The sequence below is a fragment of the Beduini sp. genome (assembly GCF_047239305.1).
In the GTDB taxonomy this organism is placed as follows: Bacteria; Bacillota_I; Bacilli_A; order Erysipelotrichales; family Coprobacillaceae; genus Beduini.
In genome coordinates, this window is record NZ_JBKTEM010000001.1 from 192383 (window position 1) to 208401 (window position 16019).

Annotated in this window: 15 protein-coding genes; 13 read left to right on the forward strand and 2 right to left on the reverse strand. The window is 35.1% G+C overall.

The features are described 5' to 3' along the window. Positions 1 to 397: 397 nt before the first annotated feature. From ACLRVU_RS00905 to ACLRVU_RS00925, 5 genes are all read left to right on the forward strand, one after another. Positions 398 to 880: a DUF2798 domain-containing protein gene (locus ACLRVU_RS00905; protein WP_412890281.1), complete on the forward strand. Its 483-nt coding sequence runs from the start codon at positions 398 to 400 to the stop codon at positions 878 to 880. Positions 881 to 1074: 194 nt separating this feature from the next. Continuing rightward, entirely contained in the window at positions 1075 to 1752 is a 678-nt protein-coding gene (locus tag ACLRVU_RS00910; protein ID WP_412890282.1) for a response regulator transcription factor, read from the forward strand. Then, positions 1749 to 2735 carry an ATP-binding protein gene (locus ACLRVU_RS00915; protein ID WP_412890283.1) on the forward strand — a complete coding sequence of 329 codons (987 nt, stop codon included), beginning with the start codon at positions 1749 to 1751 and terminating at the stop codon, positions 2733 to 2735. Before ACLRVU_RS00910 ends, ACLRVU_RS00915 begins: the two co-directional genes overlap by 4 nt. A 98-nt stretch (positions 2736 to 2833) precedes the next feature. Next, on the forward strand, positions 2834 to 3595 hold the full coding sequence (locus ACLRVU_RS00920) for an ABC transporter ATP-binding protein (protein WP_412890284.1): 762 nt from the start codon (positions 2834 to 2836) through the stop codon (positions 3593 to 3595). Next, entirely contained in the window at positions 3592 to 5481 is a 1890-nt protein-coding gene (locus ACLRVU_RS00925) for an FtsX-like permease family protein (protein ID WP_412890285.1), read from the forward strand. Before ACLRVU_RS00920 ends, ACLRVU_RS00925 begins: the two co-directional genes overlap by 4 nt. A 55-nt stretch (positions 5482 to 5536) precedes the next feature. Here the strand turns inward: ACLRVU_RS00925 and ACLRVU_RS00930 are convergent, their stop codons facing one another. Together ACLRVU_RS00930 and ACLRVU_RS00935 are read right to left on the reverse strand one after the other, a co-directional pair. After that, on the reverse strand, positions 5537 to 6349 hold the full coding sequence (locus ACLRVU_RS00930; RefSeq protein ID WP_412890286.1) for a Cof-type HAD-IIB family hydrolase: 813 nt from the start codon (positions 6347 to 6349) through the stop codon (positions 5537 to 5539). Next, entirely contained in the window at positions 6349 to 7338 is a 990-nt protein-coding gene (locus tag ACLRVU_RS00935) for an ROK family protein (RefSeq protein ID WP_412890287.1), read from the reverse strand. The genes ACLRVU_RS00930 and ACLRVU_RS00935 overlap by 1 nt, the downstream gene beginning before the upstream one ends. 401 nt (positions 7339 to 7739) lie before the next feature. Here ACLRVU_RS00935 and ACLRVU_RS00940 point away from each other — a divergent pair, with 401 nt between their 5' ends. The 8 genes from ACLRVU_RS00940 to ACLRVU_RS00975 all read left to right on the forward strand — a co-directional run bounded on the left by ACLRVU_RS00940 (position 7740) and on the right by ACLRVU_RS00975 (position 16001). Next, on the forward strand, positions 7740 to 8567 hold the full coding sequence (locus ACLRVU_RS00940; RefSeq protein ID WP_412890288.1) for a class I SAM-dependent methyltransferase: 828 nt from the start codon (positions 7740 to 7742) through the stop codon (positions 8565 to 8567). Positions 8568 to 8970: 403 nt separating this feature from the next. Continuing rightward, positions 8971 to 10101, forward strand: a complete 1131-nt coding sequence (locus tag ACLRVU_RS00945; RefSeq protein ID WP_412890289.1) for an Mbeg1-like protein — start codon at positions 8971 to 8973, stop codon at positions 10099 to 10101. Positions 10102 to 10303: 202 nt separating this feature from the next. Continuing rightward, positions 10304 to 10969, forward strand: coding sequence for a putative ABC transporter permease (locus tag ACLRVU_RS00950; RefSeq protein WP_412890290.1), 666 nt, complete (start codon positions 10304 to 10306; stop codon positions 10967 to 10969). A 121-nt stretch (positions 10970 to 11090) separates the two neighbouring features. Further along, entirely contained in the window at positions 11091 to 11867 is a 777-nt protein-coding gene (locus ACLRVU_RS00955) for a ZIP family metal transporter (protein ID WP_412890291.1), read from the forward strand. A 10-nt stretch (positions 11868 to 11877) separates the two neighbouring features. Further along, positions 11878 to 12714, forward strand: coding sequence for a hypothetical protein (locus ACLRVU_RS00960; protein WP_412890292.1), 837 nt, complete (start codon positions 11878 to 11880; stop codon positions 12712 to 12714). Between the two features lie 86 nt (positions 12715 to 12800). Further along, complete coding sequence (locus ACLRVU_RS00965; RefSeq protein WP_412890293.1) at positions 12801 to 14123, forward strand: aspartate kinase; 1323 nt, start codon at positions 12801 to 12803, stop codon at positions 14121 to 14123. Between the two features lie 108 nt (positions 14124 to 14231). Then, positions 14232 to 14954, forward strand: coding sequence for a transglycosylase domain-containing protein (locus ACLRVU_RS00970; protein ID WP_412890294.1), 723 nt, complete (start codon positions 14232 to 14234; stop codon positions 14952 to 14954). A 48-nt stretch (positions 14955 to 15002) separates the two neighbouring features. Continuing rightward, the gene (locus ACLRVU_RS00975; protein WP_412890295.1) at positions 15003 to 16001 is read left to right on the forward strand and encodes an alpha/beta hydrolase; all 999 of its coding nucleotides are present in this window, start codon (positions 15003 to 15005) and stop codon (positions 15999 to 16001) included. Positions 16002 to 16019: the final 18 nt, after the last annotated feature.

Sequence of the window (16019 nt, forward strand, 5' to 3'; positions counted from 1 at the left end):
TGCTTTGATGAAAATATTTATTACTGCATATGAAATGTTTTAGAAGATTTGGCAACTGATCTGATTGGATTGGCTGTCTTTTTTCAATGTCCTTCTTACATATAATAGTATTATCGGCATTTTCTTTGTTGTTGTTAGTAGTGTAATTCTTATCGGAATTAATAAGTGATAAAAATAAAAAAAGACTTACACAAGAAATTAAAAACTGTTATGATAAATGACGTTGAGAGGGTTTATTCGTGTAAAAGAAGAATTAATCTCAATAAATGCTATACAAAAGAAATTTTGTATAGTGTAAGTATGAACGAAACGCAGTGAGGATGGTACACGTTGGTGGAAATTGTAGCGAGTTTACAGTTTCCGCCTTTTTGCTGTCTAGGGCAAAGGAGGAAGAAAAATGCCAGAAAATAAGAGAGAAAGTTTGATTTATACAGTGATGATGTGTTTTGTGATGGTGCTATGGATGAGTTTCTATAATATCACAATGCATATGGGGACATTTAATATTGAAGCAATAAAAGCCGGGTGGATAGGTTTTCCCTTCGCATATATTGTGGCTATATGTTTGGATTGGTTTGTAGTATCTGATTTTGCTAAAAGAATTGCTTTCAACTATTTAATTAAACCGGATTATTCGCCATTAAAAAAGATAATAGCGATCTCTATTAGTATTGTGGTTCCTATGGTTATCACAATGTCTTTATTCGGTGGGATTGAAGCTTGCTTAAATACTGGGAATTGGCGATCACTTTTCATGATTTGGGTAATGAATATACCTAAAAACTTTATTATGGCACTGCCATTTCAATTAATTATTGCCGGACCGTTGGTTAGGAAAATATTCCGTTCTGTCTTTCCAAAAGGAACGATATTAGCTTGATGAAAGGATAGAGAATGTAGGAATATCTTTAAAACAATATTTTAACTGTATCAATAAGGAGAATTCCAGAATAAAAGGAACTCCTTTTTATTTTTCACTCTCTATATTACAAATCTGTAAGGTAGGATGAATCCCTTTAATTGTTTCATTAAACCCGATATAATAAAATGGAATAGAGAAAGGGAGGTGTCAGGATGGATAATATTTTGATTATGGTTGTTGAAGATGATGAAATATTAGCGAATGAAATAAAAGCTTTTCTGAGAAAATGGGGATATAAAGCTGAAAATGCAGTGGATTTCTCCAATATAATTGCGGATTATTCCCGGCTCCATCCTCATTTAATTCTTTTGGATATTAATTTGCCTTATTATGATGGGTTTTACTGGTGTACTAAAATAAGAGAAATGTCCGATATTCCTATTATTTATATCAGCAGCCGCAGCGATGACAGCGATAAAATCAGAGCGATTGTTCAAGGCGGGGATGATTACGTGGGAAAGCCGTTTAACCTGCATGTTTTAAAAGCAAAGATTGAAGCGATCATCAGAAGAACCTATCAGTATAAGGTCAAAGATAAGATTTATCTTGATCCGAATACTTGTTTTGATACACAGACGGCTGTTCTTTATTATCAGAATCAAGAAGTAGATTTGACGAAATCAGAAAAAAAGATACTCTCTAAAATGTTTAGCTGTAAAGGTGAGATTGTAAGCCGAGAAGAGCTTATGATGGAACTATGGAATACGGAGGAATATGTAACTGATGGCACCTTAACGACAATGATCAGCCGATTAAGAAGTAAGCTGAAATCTTATTGTCATAGTGAAATCATCAAGACAAAGAAAGGCTATGGGTATTATATTGAATGAAGTATATAGATAATCATAAACGTGAATTTATATTAAGTCTTATCCTGCTTTTATCTTTTAATCTCTACTTTATCTTTTTAGTTCCCAATACCAGCATAAACTATCTTCTTTATTTGGATTTTTTAATTGGCATCATCTATGGAAGCTTTATTGGGATAGATGCTTATCTATTTGTAAAAAGAGAAAAGAAAAAACAAGAATTACTTAAATCCAATGAGCTTGTTTGCTGGGAGTTTTCCGATCTAAACGATTCGGAACTTATCGAGCATGATATTCATGTCTTACAGGGACAGCTTCATGATCAGATTATATTAAATGATAATCTGCAGGACTATATTACAAAATGGTGTCATGAAGTGAAACTGCCGCTTTCAGCGAGTTTGCTGATGCTTGAAAAGATAGAAAATCCAGCAGTCAAGAAACCACTGAAGGACCAGCTTGAAAAAATCAATCAGCAATTAAACAGTGCCCTTGTAGGCTGTAAAGTTCAAAGCAACATCTATGATTTACAAGTGAAACCAAATAATCTTTCAGAATGTGTTAAAACCTCCATTAAAAATAATCAGTTCTTTCTCATTCAAAATCATTTTAACCTTGATATTGATGTTAAAGAAAGCCAAGTATATACAGATAAAGAGTGGATTGTTTTTGTAATAGATCAACTGATCAGTAATGCGATTAAATATGCGAAGGAACCTCCCATTTTGAAGATTTGGAGCGAAGAAAATGAGAACTCCATCTTTTTATATATTGAAGATCATGGTGAAGGAATCAGCAAAGAAGATATCCGCCGAATCTATGAAAAAGGATATACCGGCATTAATCGACATAATGGAAAATACAAGTCTACCGGAATGGGACTTTACATGACACATTTGATTATAGAAAAGTTAGGTCATCAGATTGAGGCTGCAAGCAAAGAAGGGGAATATACTCGTTTTAAAATCACATTTCAAGATAACCGTGATTATTTCAATCTTTAATGTTACAGAAAATGTAAGATTAGAGAGTGTTTGTAATGAAGATGTAAGGATTTCATTTCACTCCTTTTTTATAATGAAAGTGTTAGGAGGAAAGAAATATGAATGAGAAAAAAGTAGTAGAAATCAAGAACCTTGTTAAAAATTTTGGGGTTAGAGGATTTCAGACACGGGTATTGAAAGGAATCGATTTAACGATCTATCAAAATGACTTTATCGCAATTATGGGACCGAGTGGATCCGGAAAATCAACGTTGCTTAATATATTATCGACGATTGATAAAGCCACACAGGGATCTGTCTTCATAGATGGAAAAGATATTTCCAAAATTAACAATAAAGAGTTGTCGAAAATACGAAGAGACAAGATTGGTTTTGTTTTCCAAGATTATAACTTACTTGATACAATGACACTTCAGGACAATATAGTGCTGCCTCTATCGTTAAATGGGGTAGCTAGCAAAGTCTGTTTAGAAAAAAGTCAAAGATTGGCGAATATGTTTGGATTAAGTGCGCATCTAACTAAATATCCCTATCAATTGTCAGGTGGGCAAAAACAAAGAGGAGCAACCTGCCGTGCACTGATCACGGAACCGGAAATTATTTTTGCTGATGAGCCAACTGGGGCTTTGGATTCTAAATCGAGTCATGATCTGCTGGAATGTTTAAAACTTGTTAACGATCAGGGACAGGCAACGATTCTAATGGTAACCCATGATGCTTTCAGTGCGTCTTATGCAAAGGATGTTTACATTTTAAATGATGGAACGATCAAATGTAAATTAAGTAAAGGCGCAGATCGTAAAGAGTTTTATGACCGCATTATTGAAATGCAGGCTTCTATGGGAAGTGATTTCTCATGAGTATGTTGAAACTAGCTGTTCATAACTTTAAAACCAGCTTTAAAAGCTATCTATCTTTAATTGTATCTTTAGCCTTTGCCATATTAATCTTTTATAATTTTCAAAATATCTTATCTTCCGGAGTTCTGACATCCTTAGGAGAATCCAACACTCGCAATATTGAAATCATCATTCAAGTCATCACCTTTGTATTGAGCTGTTTTATCTTATTCTTTGTCTGGTATTCAACCAATGTCTTTTTAACCAAAAGAAAAAAGGAGATTGGGATCTATATTTTTATGGGGCTTTCCAATCAAAAGATCGGTAAGCTGTATATCATTGAAACAACGATGATTGGTCTCGTTGCTTTAGGTTTAGGAATTGGATTTGGAGTGCTGACCACTCAGCTTTTTCAGATGATCATGATGGCTATTTCAGATATTTCAGTGGAATTGGTATTTAGCTTTTCTCTGCAGGCTGTTTTATATGCAACGATAGTGTATGCTGTTATCTATTTCATCTTTATCTTAAAAGGGTATATTAATATCGTTCGAAGCAGTGTTTTAGATATGGTTTCTGCAAACAAACAGAATGAATATGTAAAAACGAAGTCTTGGATATTATTCTTGAAATCAATCTTAGGAGTTATCATTACAGGAATAGGCTATTATCTAGCAATTAAAGAGGGCGGAATAGAAGTCATGAGTAATGTGCTTTCCGCAGTGGTATTCGTTGTTGTAGGTGTATATCTGTTATTTGGTGGGCTGATACCTTTAATTTGTCAAAAACTAGCTGACCATAAGAATTTTCTTTATAGAAAAGAAAGAAATTTATGGTTAAACAATATAATCTTTAGAATTAAAAAGAATTATCGTACGTATGCGATGGTCAGTATCCTAATGTTATGTTCAGTGACAGCCTTAGCTACCGGCTTTGCCATGAAGAACCGTTATGAAGGCATCGTTCATTTTAGAAACACATATACATTTCAGATTTTGAGTTCTCAACCCGGATTAAAAGAAGAATACAAAGAAGTAATAGAAAAAGAAAGTGGTATTGCCTATAGTTCAGAAGTTGCTTTATTACAGTTAGACAGTGGTGTTGTTGAATCGTTGTATCAAAATCAGTATTATGGGATCTTATCTTATTCTCAAGTTCAGCAGCTAGCTAAAGACAGCGGATTGGAGTTTGCGTTTGAGGAGCTTAAAGAGGATGAATATATTAGTGTTTCACAGCTTCATTTGATGTCCTTTATCACAGACAACACGTTAGTCACAACAACAATCAACGGGAAAGAGTATAGGGAAGTTGAAGAAACATCCATTCCCTATTTAGGGTATTTTCAAGAAAAATTGGATTTATATATGGTCAGTGATTCACAGTATCAAGAACTCTTGCCGCTAGGAACTCTCATGCACTGCTATAACTATAAACTAAGTGACATGAATCATTTTGAAAGTACTCAAGATACATTGAAGAATTATGGCAATTACGATGGCTTAGTGACATTGGATCCAAACAGCAATGAAATCGAATGGATTAAAGTGCTGTATTCATTATGTGTATTTATGTTCATGGTCTTTGTTTTAGCCAGCGGCAGTATCTTATTCATGAAACTGTACAACGATGCCTATGATGAAAAAGAGCGCTATCAGATTCTTCATAAGATCGGAATTAGTAAGAAAACACTAAAAAAGGCTATTATTAATGAGCTGCGATTTGCTTATTTGGTTCCATTATTCGTCATGAGTATTTCTTCTTATTTTTCAGTGCATTCCCTTGCGAAGCTGATGCAGACAGAATTGTTGAGTGTCAATCTTACCAGTGTTCTGTTTATCTATCTTTTCATCTATATTTGTTATCGTTTATCTGTTTCTATTTACCAAAAAAATGTGGGTATTAAATAAAAACAAGTAATAAAAAATGAAGGTCACAAACACTGTGATTTACCTTCATTTTTACTTACTTAAACATTTTTTCTTTATTGAAGTACCAGTCAATGGCATCTAAGACACCGCCTTCATCATTAGAAGCAATCGTATAATCAGCAACTTCTTTGATTACCGGTTTTGCATTTCCCATAGCAAAGCTGTAGTTTGCCATTTTCAGCATCTCGTAATCATTGCCACTATCACCAAAAGCCATTACTTCTCCTTCTGGAGTATTCCAAGCCTCTAATAAAAACTGAATGCCATGGGCTTTATCGATTCCCGGAATAATGAGATCAATGCCAAAATGTCCGCAGTCCACAGGTGTCATAATATGCCCGATGCTTTCTTTTAACTCATTTAAAATTTGTTCAAAGTTATCTTCGTCACAGCTTAAAAACACTTTAAAAATTGTGTCATCAAAATGATCGAAATTCTTTACTCGCTGTAATCTTGGATAATAGAAATTCAAGCGGTTGAAGTAATCGTCTTCTACAGATTCATTGATATAAGCACTGTTTTTTCCGCAGATAATCTTTTTTATAGAAGGATACTGATTAATGGCTTCAATTACCTTTCTAACATCATTATCTTCTAACTTAGCGACAAATAGCTCCTGATCCTGATCGACAATAAAAGCTCCGTTTTCTGCGATAAAAGTTAATTCTTTTTGTATTTCCGGAAAGAAGGAACAAAGCTGATAATATTGATTGCCGCTTGCTACTACAAAACGAATGCCTTCTTCTTTCATCTTTGTATATTGTTTCATAAACCTTTCTTTATCGTACCGATTATCATGGGTTAAAAAGGTTCCATCCATATCCACTGCAATTATTTTAATACTCATTATTCGTTCTCCTTTTTTAATTTATAGCGTGATTTGTCTATACAGAGGTGATTTAACCCCATAAAAGTAAATTCGTCCATATTTTCAATAAATTCAAAATTAGGCTGATGAATCGGAGGAATATAATCATTAATTCTCTGCTTGAAATCGGATTCGCTGACACATGGGGTATATAAAACCATATGTGAGGGATTTATGATGCTGATAACGCTGGCAGCTTGTTTCACTAATAAAACCAAGGGATTTTCTTTTAATAATAATTCTTGTTCTTTTAGTGTCCCATTAGGCAAATAGCCAAGTTCACCGGCAAAGTGGGTAGCACCGTAAACAATTGCCCGATTTACATATAAACTGCAGCCGCTGTGATGATTATCCGGCTGATAAATAAAGGCAATCGATTCTTTATTTATAGAATGTAAGTAGATATAACCCAGCATTGCCGTGTTGACGTCATTCTCAATGGTGACTTGAAGGTTCATGGCTGATTCAATTTTGTCTTTAAGCTGACAATTCTCCAATTCTTCAATATCGCTTTTACTTACCTTACCCTGATCTGCGATCGCTGGTACAGATAGGCTGAGGTATGAAAAATCAAAATGTTTTTTCATTTCTTCAATAATCCATAAAAGCTTCTCAATAGGCAAAGAATCGAATTGATACTTTTTTTCATAAACAATGACATAATCTAAATCAACAATCCGAACACTAACATTTATTTGCTGATGGATATTTTGTAAAGACATAAGTCCAAACAACATATACTGTCCACAGATTTGATAACGTTTCGCTTTGCGTCCGCCTGTGGACTCTTCGTCTTCTATTCGTACAATATATGTTGATTCCAGTAATTCTTTTAAAATATTGGTTACAGTCGCTAAAGATAAACGGGTAGCATTGGCGATCTCTGTTTTAGTTGCCGTTTTATTTTCGATAAAATAATCCTTTACACATTGAATGCTGAGATTCTTTTCTCCTTTCGATTTGTACATAGTCATCTCCTTTCGTCAACAGTTAACGTATGTTTATGATTTTATTGTATCGTAAAAAATAAAAAAGGGAAAACTATTTCAAAATAAGAAAATTGTCGGCATTATTTAAAGTAAGATTGCAGTAGAACTCAAATCTATGTATAATGATAATGGCAACTATAGAAGGGGTTGATTCTGTCCGGCGCACTTGATATTGCATAATCGGTAATATAAGTGGAACGTGGAAAACACTAAAATAATCAAAAATGCATATAAAAAAGCCTGGTATTAGGTTTTATTTATTATGCTTAAGATGATTATTTAAGGGATTCCACAGACAGCATAAAAAGTAAGTAGCTGTGGGATTCCCACAGTTTTTTTAATGCAGATAGTTGCCAATAAAAGAAAGGACAGAATAGATAATGAAACAATTAAAACAATATGAAAAGAAACCAAAGCTTTATGAAAAAAGCACACAGAAATTTTGGGATGATCCTTATATTTCTAAAGGGATGCTTGAAGCCCATTTAAATCCGGATATGGAAGCGGCAACCCGCAAGGAGAAATTTGTAATCAATTCAGTAAATTGGATAGACGAGCGTGTTCCCTCAAAAAAATATCCGAAATTATTAGATTTAGGCTGTGGACCGGGAATCTATGCGGAATTATTCAGTAATAAAGGATATCAGGTCACTGGCTTTGATCTATCCAAGCGTTCTATTGATTACGCTAAAACTCGTGCTAAGGAAAAGAAACGAGATATTCTATACGTAGAAGGAAATTATATCAGTGATGATTTTGGCAGGGGTTATGATTTAATTACCATGATTTACTGTGATTTTGGAGTATTATCTTCGGATGACCGTAAAGCTTTACTGAAAAAGGTTTATGCCGGTCTTAACGATGGAGGATATTTTCTTTTTGATGTATTCACGATTGAAAAATATCGTGGGAAAAAGGAATACAAGGAGTGGAGCGTTGAAGAAGAGGGATTTTGGCGTGAGAAAACCAGCCTAATCTTAAAGTCATTTTATCGTTATGAAGAGGAAACTACCTTTTTAGAACAATATATTATCATCGATGAATCGGGAATAGAATGCTATAACATCTGGGAACATGTTTTCACTTTAGATGAGATTAAGCAGGATTTACAAGTTGCTGGGTTCCATGATATTAGTATTTATGGCGATGTAGCTGGGAAGCCCTATGATAAAAATGGACAGACCATCTGTCTAATAGCAAAAAAATAGTTTGAAAGGGATAAACAGAATGATGTTTATCTTTTTTTAATAACTAATTTCATTTATGAAAGAAGATACATAGAAAATAACAATAAAAGAAATTAGTAAGCAAAAGAATAATGATTATACTAGAAAAATTTTTCTATATATAGAAATCTGAGTAATGGACAGGGATGTTGTTAAAATGGATAATCAGAAAAAATAAAGATGGATTAATTAAAGCTAACTAGTTTGAAAAAAGATTGAAAATGACATATCAAAAACCTAATGTATAGAAGCCACTTAGATAAGGAGGGTGAGGAATGATGATAAAATAGCTTTCATATGCAGACGAATAAATGTATAAATAAGTCCAGTCCTTTTTGATTTAATGAATTATGCTATAATAAAGGTAAAGGTTGGGGGGACGAGAATGGAAAATATACTGACATATTTAAAATGGCGTGGGGATCTGTCGTTCAGCGAAAAAACATTGAATGAGGCAGATAGTCTGATCTTTGCGCTTTTAAGCTATATTGAGTGGGAAGATATTATAGGCGAGACTGCCGTTTCATTGCAAGAGGCATGCCGCGATTATTGTGAAAGATATGATCAGAAGCATTTTAATAAGACGTATAGCTTTTCACCGTCACTTTCAGAATTGATTCGTATTCTTCCTAATATCACCCGTTATCAAGATGTGAAATTGAGCCATTATCGGGTGTTTAATGATAAGCAAGAAGAAGTTCAGTTTGGTGCAATATGTATTGAACTTCCGCAAAATATGGTCTATGTTTCGTATCGTGGCACTGATATTTCCATCTTAGGCTGGAAAGAGGATTTTAATATGACTTATCAGGATGTCATACCGTCTCAAACTATGGCAGTAAGTTATTTAAAGGAAATTGGAAAGGCACTGTTTAAACAGAAGAAACGGTGGCAGTTTAAGAGAAAAACTCCTCCTTTACTATATATTGGCGGACATTCTAAAGGCGGAAATTTAGCCATCTATGCCGCCATCTGCTGTAATGAACTTTCTCCTTGGATAAAGGGTGTTTATAGTTTTGATGGTCCGGGCTTTCGCAAAACTTTTTATGAACAACATGATCCTTCTTTTATATTTGATCGCCTGCATCATTATATTCCTGAATCCTCTATCTTTGGGCGTTTGCTGGAACATCGAGAACCGGCAAGAATCATTAAAGCCTACGGTACCGGATTAATCCAGCATGACGCTTTCTATTGGAAAGTGGATACAGATCATTTTGTTTATGCAGATACACTTAGCAAAGAAAGTGATCAGATCAAACTGTATTTAGATCAGGTGCTGATGAATAAATCTGATGAAGAAAAGAAAACATTTATAATGCTTCTTTATAAAATGCTGGACGAAATGAAAGTCGAAAGTATTAACGATTTTACGGCAGTCGGATTTAGGCAATGGCTTCGCGGTATTAAAGAATTAAGCAATATGAGTAAAGAAGAATATAAAATGTTTTATGAACTATTAAAACTAGCATTTATGCAGTCAAGATCGCTTTTATATGATCGAATCAAACGCTAAAAGTCCTCAGTCGAGGACTTTTAGTTATTTAAGTAAAATGTTGATACGTATCTTTGATGTCCTTTTCATATTGCGTTTTATCCTCGACACAGTAATAGTAAAATTATCAAGAAAAGAAAATAATGAAATTTGTCTAAATATTGTTGAATTTCTGTAATTTACAGTGATTCTTGGTATAATGAAAAAAAGGGGAGGCGATTCCATGATTCAAGAAAGAGTATTTGCAAAAGGATATTGCTTCGCGAAGATTTTTATCTTCTTTTTAATCGGCTGTATAGTGGGGACTTATTATGAAGAATTATTGTTCTTTATAAAATTTGGTCAAACAACATCTCGACAAGGATTGATCTATGGTCCTTTTAGTCCTATTTATGGAGTGGGGGTGGCTGTTTTTGTTGTTTTCTTAGGAAAGCATAATGATAAAAGAAGCATCGTTAAAACATTGCTTTATGCCTCATTGATTGGTGGGACTACAGAATTTGTGACGAGCTGGATTGCCGAAGTATTCTTTGGGGTGGAGTTTTGGAACTATACCGGTTACTTTTTAAATATTGCCGGCAGAACTACTCTTCCTTTTATGCTGGGGTGGGGAATTGGCGGAACCGTATTGATGAAGCTGATTTATCCATTCGTATCAAAGTGGGTTGAAAAAATTCCTTATGCCTTAGCACGACCGATTTATTATACAGTGCTGATTTTTATTCTTTTAGATATTATAGTGACCTATACAGCTTTTGCCCGTATGGCATTAAGAGATCAGGGCAAGCCGCCATACAGTTTTATCGGAGAGTTCATGGATGACTGGTATGATGATACCTTTATGTATCAAAAATTTCCTGTCATGCGTCCGCAGTCTAATTTAGAATAAAATGATTCAGCTTTTGGCTAAATCTATCTAAATGGTAAATAATAGGTATATAACTTGCAAATAAAAATGAATAATGTATACTTATTGTTAATTTAAACTAACTTATTTTGGGAGGGATTTTATGGAAACAATCGTGGGGATTTTGATTCCCTTTTTAGGAACGACATTAGGAGCAGGCTGTGTCTTCTTTATGAAAGGCGCTATACATCCAAAAATACAAAAAATGCTGTTAGGGTTTGCTTCCGGGGTTATGGTGGCAGCTTCGATTTGGTCATTATTAATTCCGGCAATGGATATGTCAGATGGGATGGGAAAATTAGCTTTTATACCGGCAGCTGTGGGATTTCTTTTAGGGATCTTGTTTTTGCTTGTTTTAGATGCGACCATTCCCCATCTTCATTTAAATGATGACGAACCGGAAGGAAGAAAAAGCAACATTACTAAAACAATGATGCTGGTGTTAGCTGTAACACTTCATAATATACCAGAAGGAATGGCAGTCGGAGTTGTTTTTGCCGGCGTTGCGAGTGGTTCACAGAATATAACGATGGCGGGGGCGATCGCCTTAGCAATTGGAATCGCTATTCAGAACTTTCCTGAAGGAGCTATTATTTCGATGCCGTTAAAAAGTGAAGGATTGACAAAAGGGAAAGCATTCACCTATGGAACTTTATCAGGAATTGTAGAGCCGATTGCGGCTGTAATAACGATTTTATTATCTTCTTTCATTGTACCGATTTTACCTTACTTGTTGTCATTTGCGGCAGGAGCTATGATTTATGTAGTGGTAGAAGAATTAATTCCTGAATCTTCAGAAGGTGAACATTCTAATATTGGAACGATTGGTTTTGCTGTTGGCTTTGTGATTATGATGGTATTGGATGTTGCGTTAGGATAGGAGGGCATGGATGAAAAATCGTCTCAGGATGACATGGAAAGCTATGCAGATGGAGCGACGTGAGCATAAAAGTTCTTTTTGGGTTTATTTAATTTTAAGAGCGATGGTTGTGGTTGTCATGATCCTTCAATTCTTCAACCGGAATTATGAAAATGTATTCTTTTGTTTGCTGACGTTATTTTTACTGATTATCCCTAGTTTTATTCAGGTGGAATTCAGAATAGAAATACCAACGACATTAGAAATCATTATTCTGCTATTTATCTTCGCGGCAGAAATTCTAGGAGAAATCCATGCTTTTTATGTAAAAATCCCATTATGGGATACTTTGCTTCATACAATGAACGGTTTCTTAGCCGCCGCGATTGGATTTTCCTTGGTGGATATTTTAAATCGTAATAAACGTTTAGAATTTCATTTATCCCCCTTGTTTATGGTACTGGTGGCTTTTTGTTTCTCGATGACAATTGGGGTGGTCTGGGAATTTTTTGAATTCTTTATGGATTCATTCTTCAATATGGATATGCAGAAAGATACAGTGATTCACGCTATCCATTCAGTGATGTTGGATCCGACTATGAGCAATCGGGTCTATACGATTTCTTCTATCAATGAAGTATGGATTAATGGCAATGCACTGCTTGTAAACGGCTATATTGATATTGGGTTGATTGATACAATGATGGACTTGATTGTTAACTTTGTCGGTGCGTTTATTTTTTCTGTTTTTGGTTTCTTTTATTTAAAGAAAAGAGGGAAGGGAACATTTGTTAAAAGGTTTATTCCCAGAATTAAAGATAAATCTAAGGATTATCTCCTTAAACTTAGAAAAGAAGCTGAGAAATAGGCTTCTTTTTCATTTTATACGCCTTGTAATTTAGGGTTAGACGTGGTATTTTATTTAGTAAGCAAATAGAAAAGTGGGGGAGAAATATGGCTAAAATAGCGAAATTTGGTGGATCATCACTAGCAGATGCCAACCAGTTTAAAAAGGTCTATGAGATTATTAAAAGTGATCCTGACCGAATGTTTGTTGTACCTTCAGCACCGGGAAAAAGATTTAAAGAAGATACGAAAGTGACAGATCTTTTATATCAGGCTTACTATGCAAAAGAAGAAAACGAGTTTAAAAAGGTCTTTAAACAGATCAAACAGCGTTATCAGGATATTATCAATGATTTAAATTTAGATTTTAGTTTAGAAGAAGAATTTAGAACGATAGAAGCTGATTTTAAGGCTCAGATTGGAATTGATTATGCAGCTAGCCGCGGGGAGTATTTAAATGGATTGCTTTTAGCTCATTATCTGAACTATCCGTTTATTGATGCAGCAGACGTTATCTTTATTGATGAATATGGAAACTATGATGCGAAGCTGACTGATCCGGTTTTATCGCAAACATTAAATGAGTGTGGCTGTGCGGTTATTCCCGGATTTTACGGAACTTTGAATGATGGATCGAAGCAAATCAAAACCTTTTCTCGTGGTGGATCAGATGTAACAGGATCAATCGTTGCCAAAAATGCGCATGTCACTCTGTACGAAAACTGGACAGATGTTTCCGGATTTATGATTGCCGATCCACGCATTATTAAAGATCCTGAATCGATCGAAACGATTACTTACCGAGAATTAAGAGAGTTATCTTATATGGGAGCGAGCGTTCTTCATGAAAATTCTATTTTTCCTATTCGTGATGAGGGAATACCGATTCATATATTAAATACGAATCATCCACATGATAAAGGAACTTTAATTGTGGAAAGCACCTGTCATAAGCCGAATCATATTATTACTGGAATTGCCGGAAAAAAAGGCTTTGCAACCATCATGATTGAAAAAGAGATGATGAACGGTGAAATTGGTTTCAGCCGTAAAGTGCTGCAGGTGTTAGAAGAAAATCAGGTTTCTTTAGAACATATGCCTTCAGGCATTGATACGATGACTTTGATTGTTCATACCGATGACTTTTTAGAAAAGGAACAGGATATCCTAGCGGGCATTCACCGAGCTGTTCATCCGGATTCGATTGAATTAGATTCGAACCTTGCCTTGATCGCTGTGGTAGGACGTGGGATGAAAGATGGTCGTGGAACCGCTGCTCGTATTTTTGAAGCACTAGCCAGAGCCAATATCAATGTTAAAATGATCGATCAGGGATCATCTGAATTGAATGTCATCGTGGGGGTAAAAAACGTTCACTTTGAAGAAGCAATTAAAGCGATATATGAGATGTTTATTGAAAGAGAAGCTTAGTCTTTTCTTTTTTCTTACCAAAATGTAAGATAAATGTAAGGATATATTTGGGATATCTTAAACTTAACGTGATACAATAGACTTGTAATAAGGGAAGAGGTGACCCATATGAAATATATAAAAAGATTTCTGATGCTGCTTATCGTCATCGTTTTAGTAATCGGTGGTTACTATGTTTATTTAGGGTATCAGATGTATGATAAAGCAAAAAAAGAAAAACCGTTTGATGAGATGGTCGAAACAATTAAAAGCAATCAAAACTATACCTCACTGGATCAACTGCCTTCTATTTATTTAGATGCGGTCATTGCGGTTGAGGATCATCGTTTTTATGAACATGGCGGAATCGATGTCTTAGCGATTGGCCGTGCAATCGGGAATGATATTATCTCTCTTTCTTTTAAAGAAGGCGGGAGCACAATCACTCAGCAGCTCGCTAAAAATCTTTACTTTACGCAAGAAAAAAAGATTGAAAGGAAAATTGCTGAGGTATTCATGGCCTTTGATATCGAAAAGACGTGCGATAAAGATGAAATATTAGAGTTATATTTAAATACGATTTATTTTGGTGATGGCTATTATTGTGTGAAAGATGCTAGTCTTGGCTATTTTGATAAACTGCCAAGTGAAATGAATGAATATGAAGCAACACTTTTAGCGGGAATTCCCAACGCGCCATCTGCCTATTCTCCGACTAACTCGACAGTATTAGCGTCGCAAAGACAGCGCCAAGTGCTTGAAAGAATGGTAAAATGCAATTATTTAGACCAGGAAGAAGCAGATAAGATTGCCGCTTTAGGAAGTGTTGAACAAATCGACCGTATTGATTAACCATTAAAAAATGCTATAATGGAGATAACAAAAGCGGAGGAAAACGCAGTGAAAAAAGTGGTGGGTTCAATTATTCTGATTTTAGTCATACTTATTATCGGATTAGTGATTTGGATAAATGTGAGTCCTATGCCGGCTGTTTATCTTTTAAGACGACAGATGGGGGAGGCATCAATTTCTTATCCGGAAGATGAAAAGGAACGAAAAAGTCGGGTAGTTGTAGAAAATAATCTTGTTTATGAATCAAATGATCGGCACAATACTTATGATCTTTATATGCCAAAGGATATTAAAGAGAAGGTACCGGTAGTGATTTGGATTCATGGCGGAGCATTTGTAGCCGGAAGTGCGACCGGGGTGGAAAACTGGGGCTACATGTTAGCCAGTGAAGGCATTGCAGTGGTAAGCATGGATTATCAATGGGCACCGGAAATACGCTATCCCGGACAGGCTAGACAAGTTCAAGAATGTATCATGACTTTGCAAAGGAGGGTAGCAGAGGGGTTGGCCATTGATTTAGAACAAGTCATTTTAGCGGGAGATTCAGCAGGAGCACATATAGCTGCCCAAAGTGCTTTGATTAATACTAACCTTGAATTTGCTGATGCGATAGGATTGCAGTCAGCTTTAAAACCGGGAGATATTAAAGCGATGCTTTTATACTGCGGACCATATGATGTCGAAAAGATGCTGAATATAGAGGATAAAGCACTTAATTTCTTTGCTTCACGCATTGGCTGGAGCTTATTTGGAAGTAAAAACTGGAAAGAAAATCCTTTACTGGAAACGACGGTAATTAAGAATTATCTGACTAAAGATTTTCCCAGCAGTTTTGTGACAGATGGAAATAACGGCTCATTTGAAAGTCAAGGAAAAGAATTGGTAGAGAAAATGAATACTTTAAATATCGAAAATCATGCTTTATTCTTTGATAAAGAGATAGTTGAAACCAATCATGAATATCAAACCGATCTTCTATCCAAAGAAGGTTGGCAATGCTATGAAGAGACGGTACAATTCTTAAAAGGACAACAGCTTATAAAATAAAAAAGCGATAATGACATG

Bases quoted from the DNA above. Each gene is read 5' to 3' on its own strand.
- ACLRVU_RS00920 (WP_412890284.1), top strand. From the start codon at position 2,834: ATGAATGAGAAAAAAGTAGTAGAAATCAAGAACCTTGTTAAAAATTTT.
- ACLRVU_RS00915 (WP_412890283.1), top strand. From the start codon at position 1,749: ATGAAGTATATAGATAATCATAAACGTGAATTTATATTAAGTCTTATC.
- ACLRVU_RS00930 (WP_412890286.1), bottom strand. From the start codon at position 6,349: ATGAGTATTAAAATAATTGCAGTGGATATGGATGGAACCTTTTTAACC.
- ACLRVU_RS00965 (WP_412890293.1), top strand. From the start codon at position 12,801: ATGGCTAAAATAGCGAAATTTGGTGGATCATCACTAGCAGATGCCAAC.
- ACLRVU_RS00940 (WP_412890288.1), top strand. From the start codon at position 7,740: ATGAAACAATTAAAACAATATGAAAAGAAACCAAAGCTTTATGAAAAA.
- ACLRVU_RS00960 (WP_412890292.1), top strand. From the start codon at position 11,878: ATGAAAAATCGTCTCAGGATGACATGGAAAGCTATGCAGATGGAGCGA.
- ACLRVU_RS00905 (WP_412890281.1), top strand. From the start codon at position 398: ATGCCAGAAAATAAGAGAGAAAGTTTGATTTATACAGTGATGATGTGT.
- ACLRVU_RS00910 (WP_412890282.1), top strand. From the start codon at position 1,075: ATGGATAATATTTTGATTATGGTTGTTGAAGATGATGAAATATTAGCG.
- ACLRVU_RS00925 (WP_412890285.1), top strand. From the start codon at position 3,592: ATGAGTATGTTGAAACTAGCTGTTCATAACTTTAAAACCAGCTTTAAA.
- ACLRVU_RS00945 (WP_412890289.1), top strand. From the start codon at position 8,971: ATGGAAAATATACTGACATATTTAAAATGGCGTGGGGATCTGTCGTTC.
- ACLRVU_RS00935 (WP_412890287.1), bottom strand. From the start codon at position 7,338: ATGTACAAATCGAAAGGAGAAAAGAATCTCAGCATTCAATGTGTAAAG.
- ACLRVU_RS00970 (WP_412890294.1), top strand. From the start codon at position 14,232: ATGAAATATATAAAAAGATTTCTGATGCTGCTTATCGTCATCGTTTTA.
- ACLRVU_RS00955 (WP_412890291.1), top strand. From the start codon at position 11,091: ATGGAAACAATCGTGGGGATTTTGATTCCCTTTTTAGGAACGACATTA.
- ACLRVU_RS00950 (WP_412890290.1), top strand. From the start codon at position 10,304: ATGATTCAAGAAAGAGTATTTGCAAAAGGATATTGCTTCGCGAAGATT.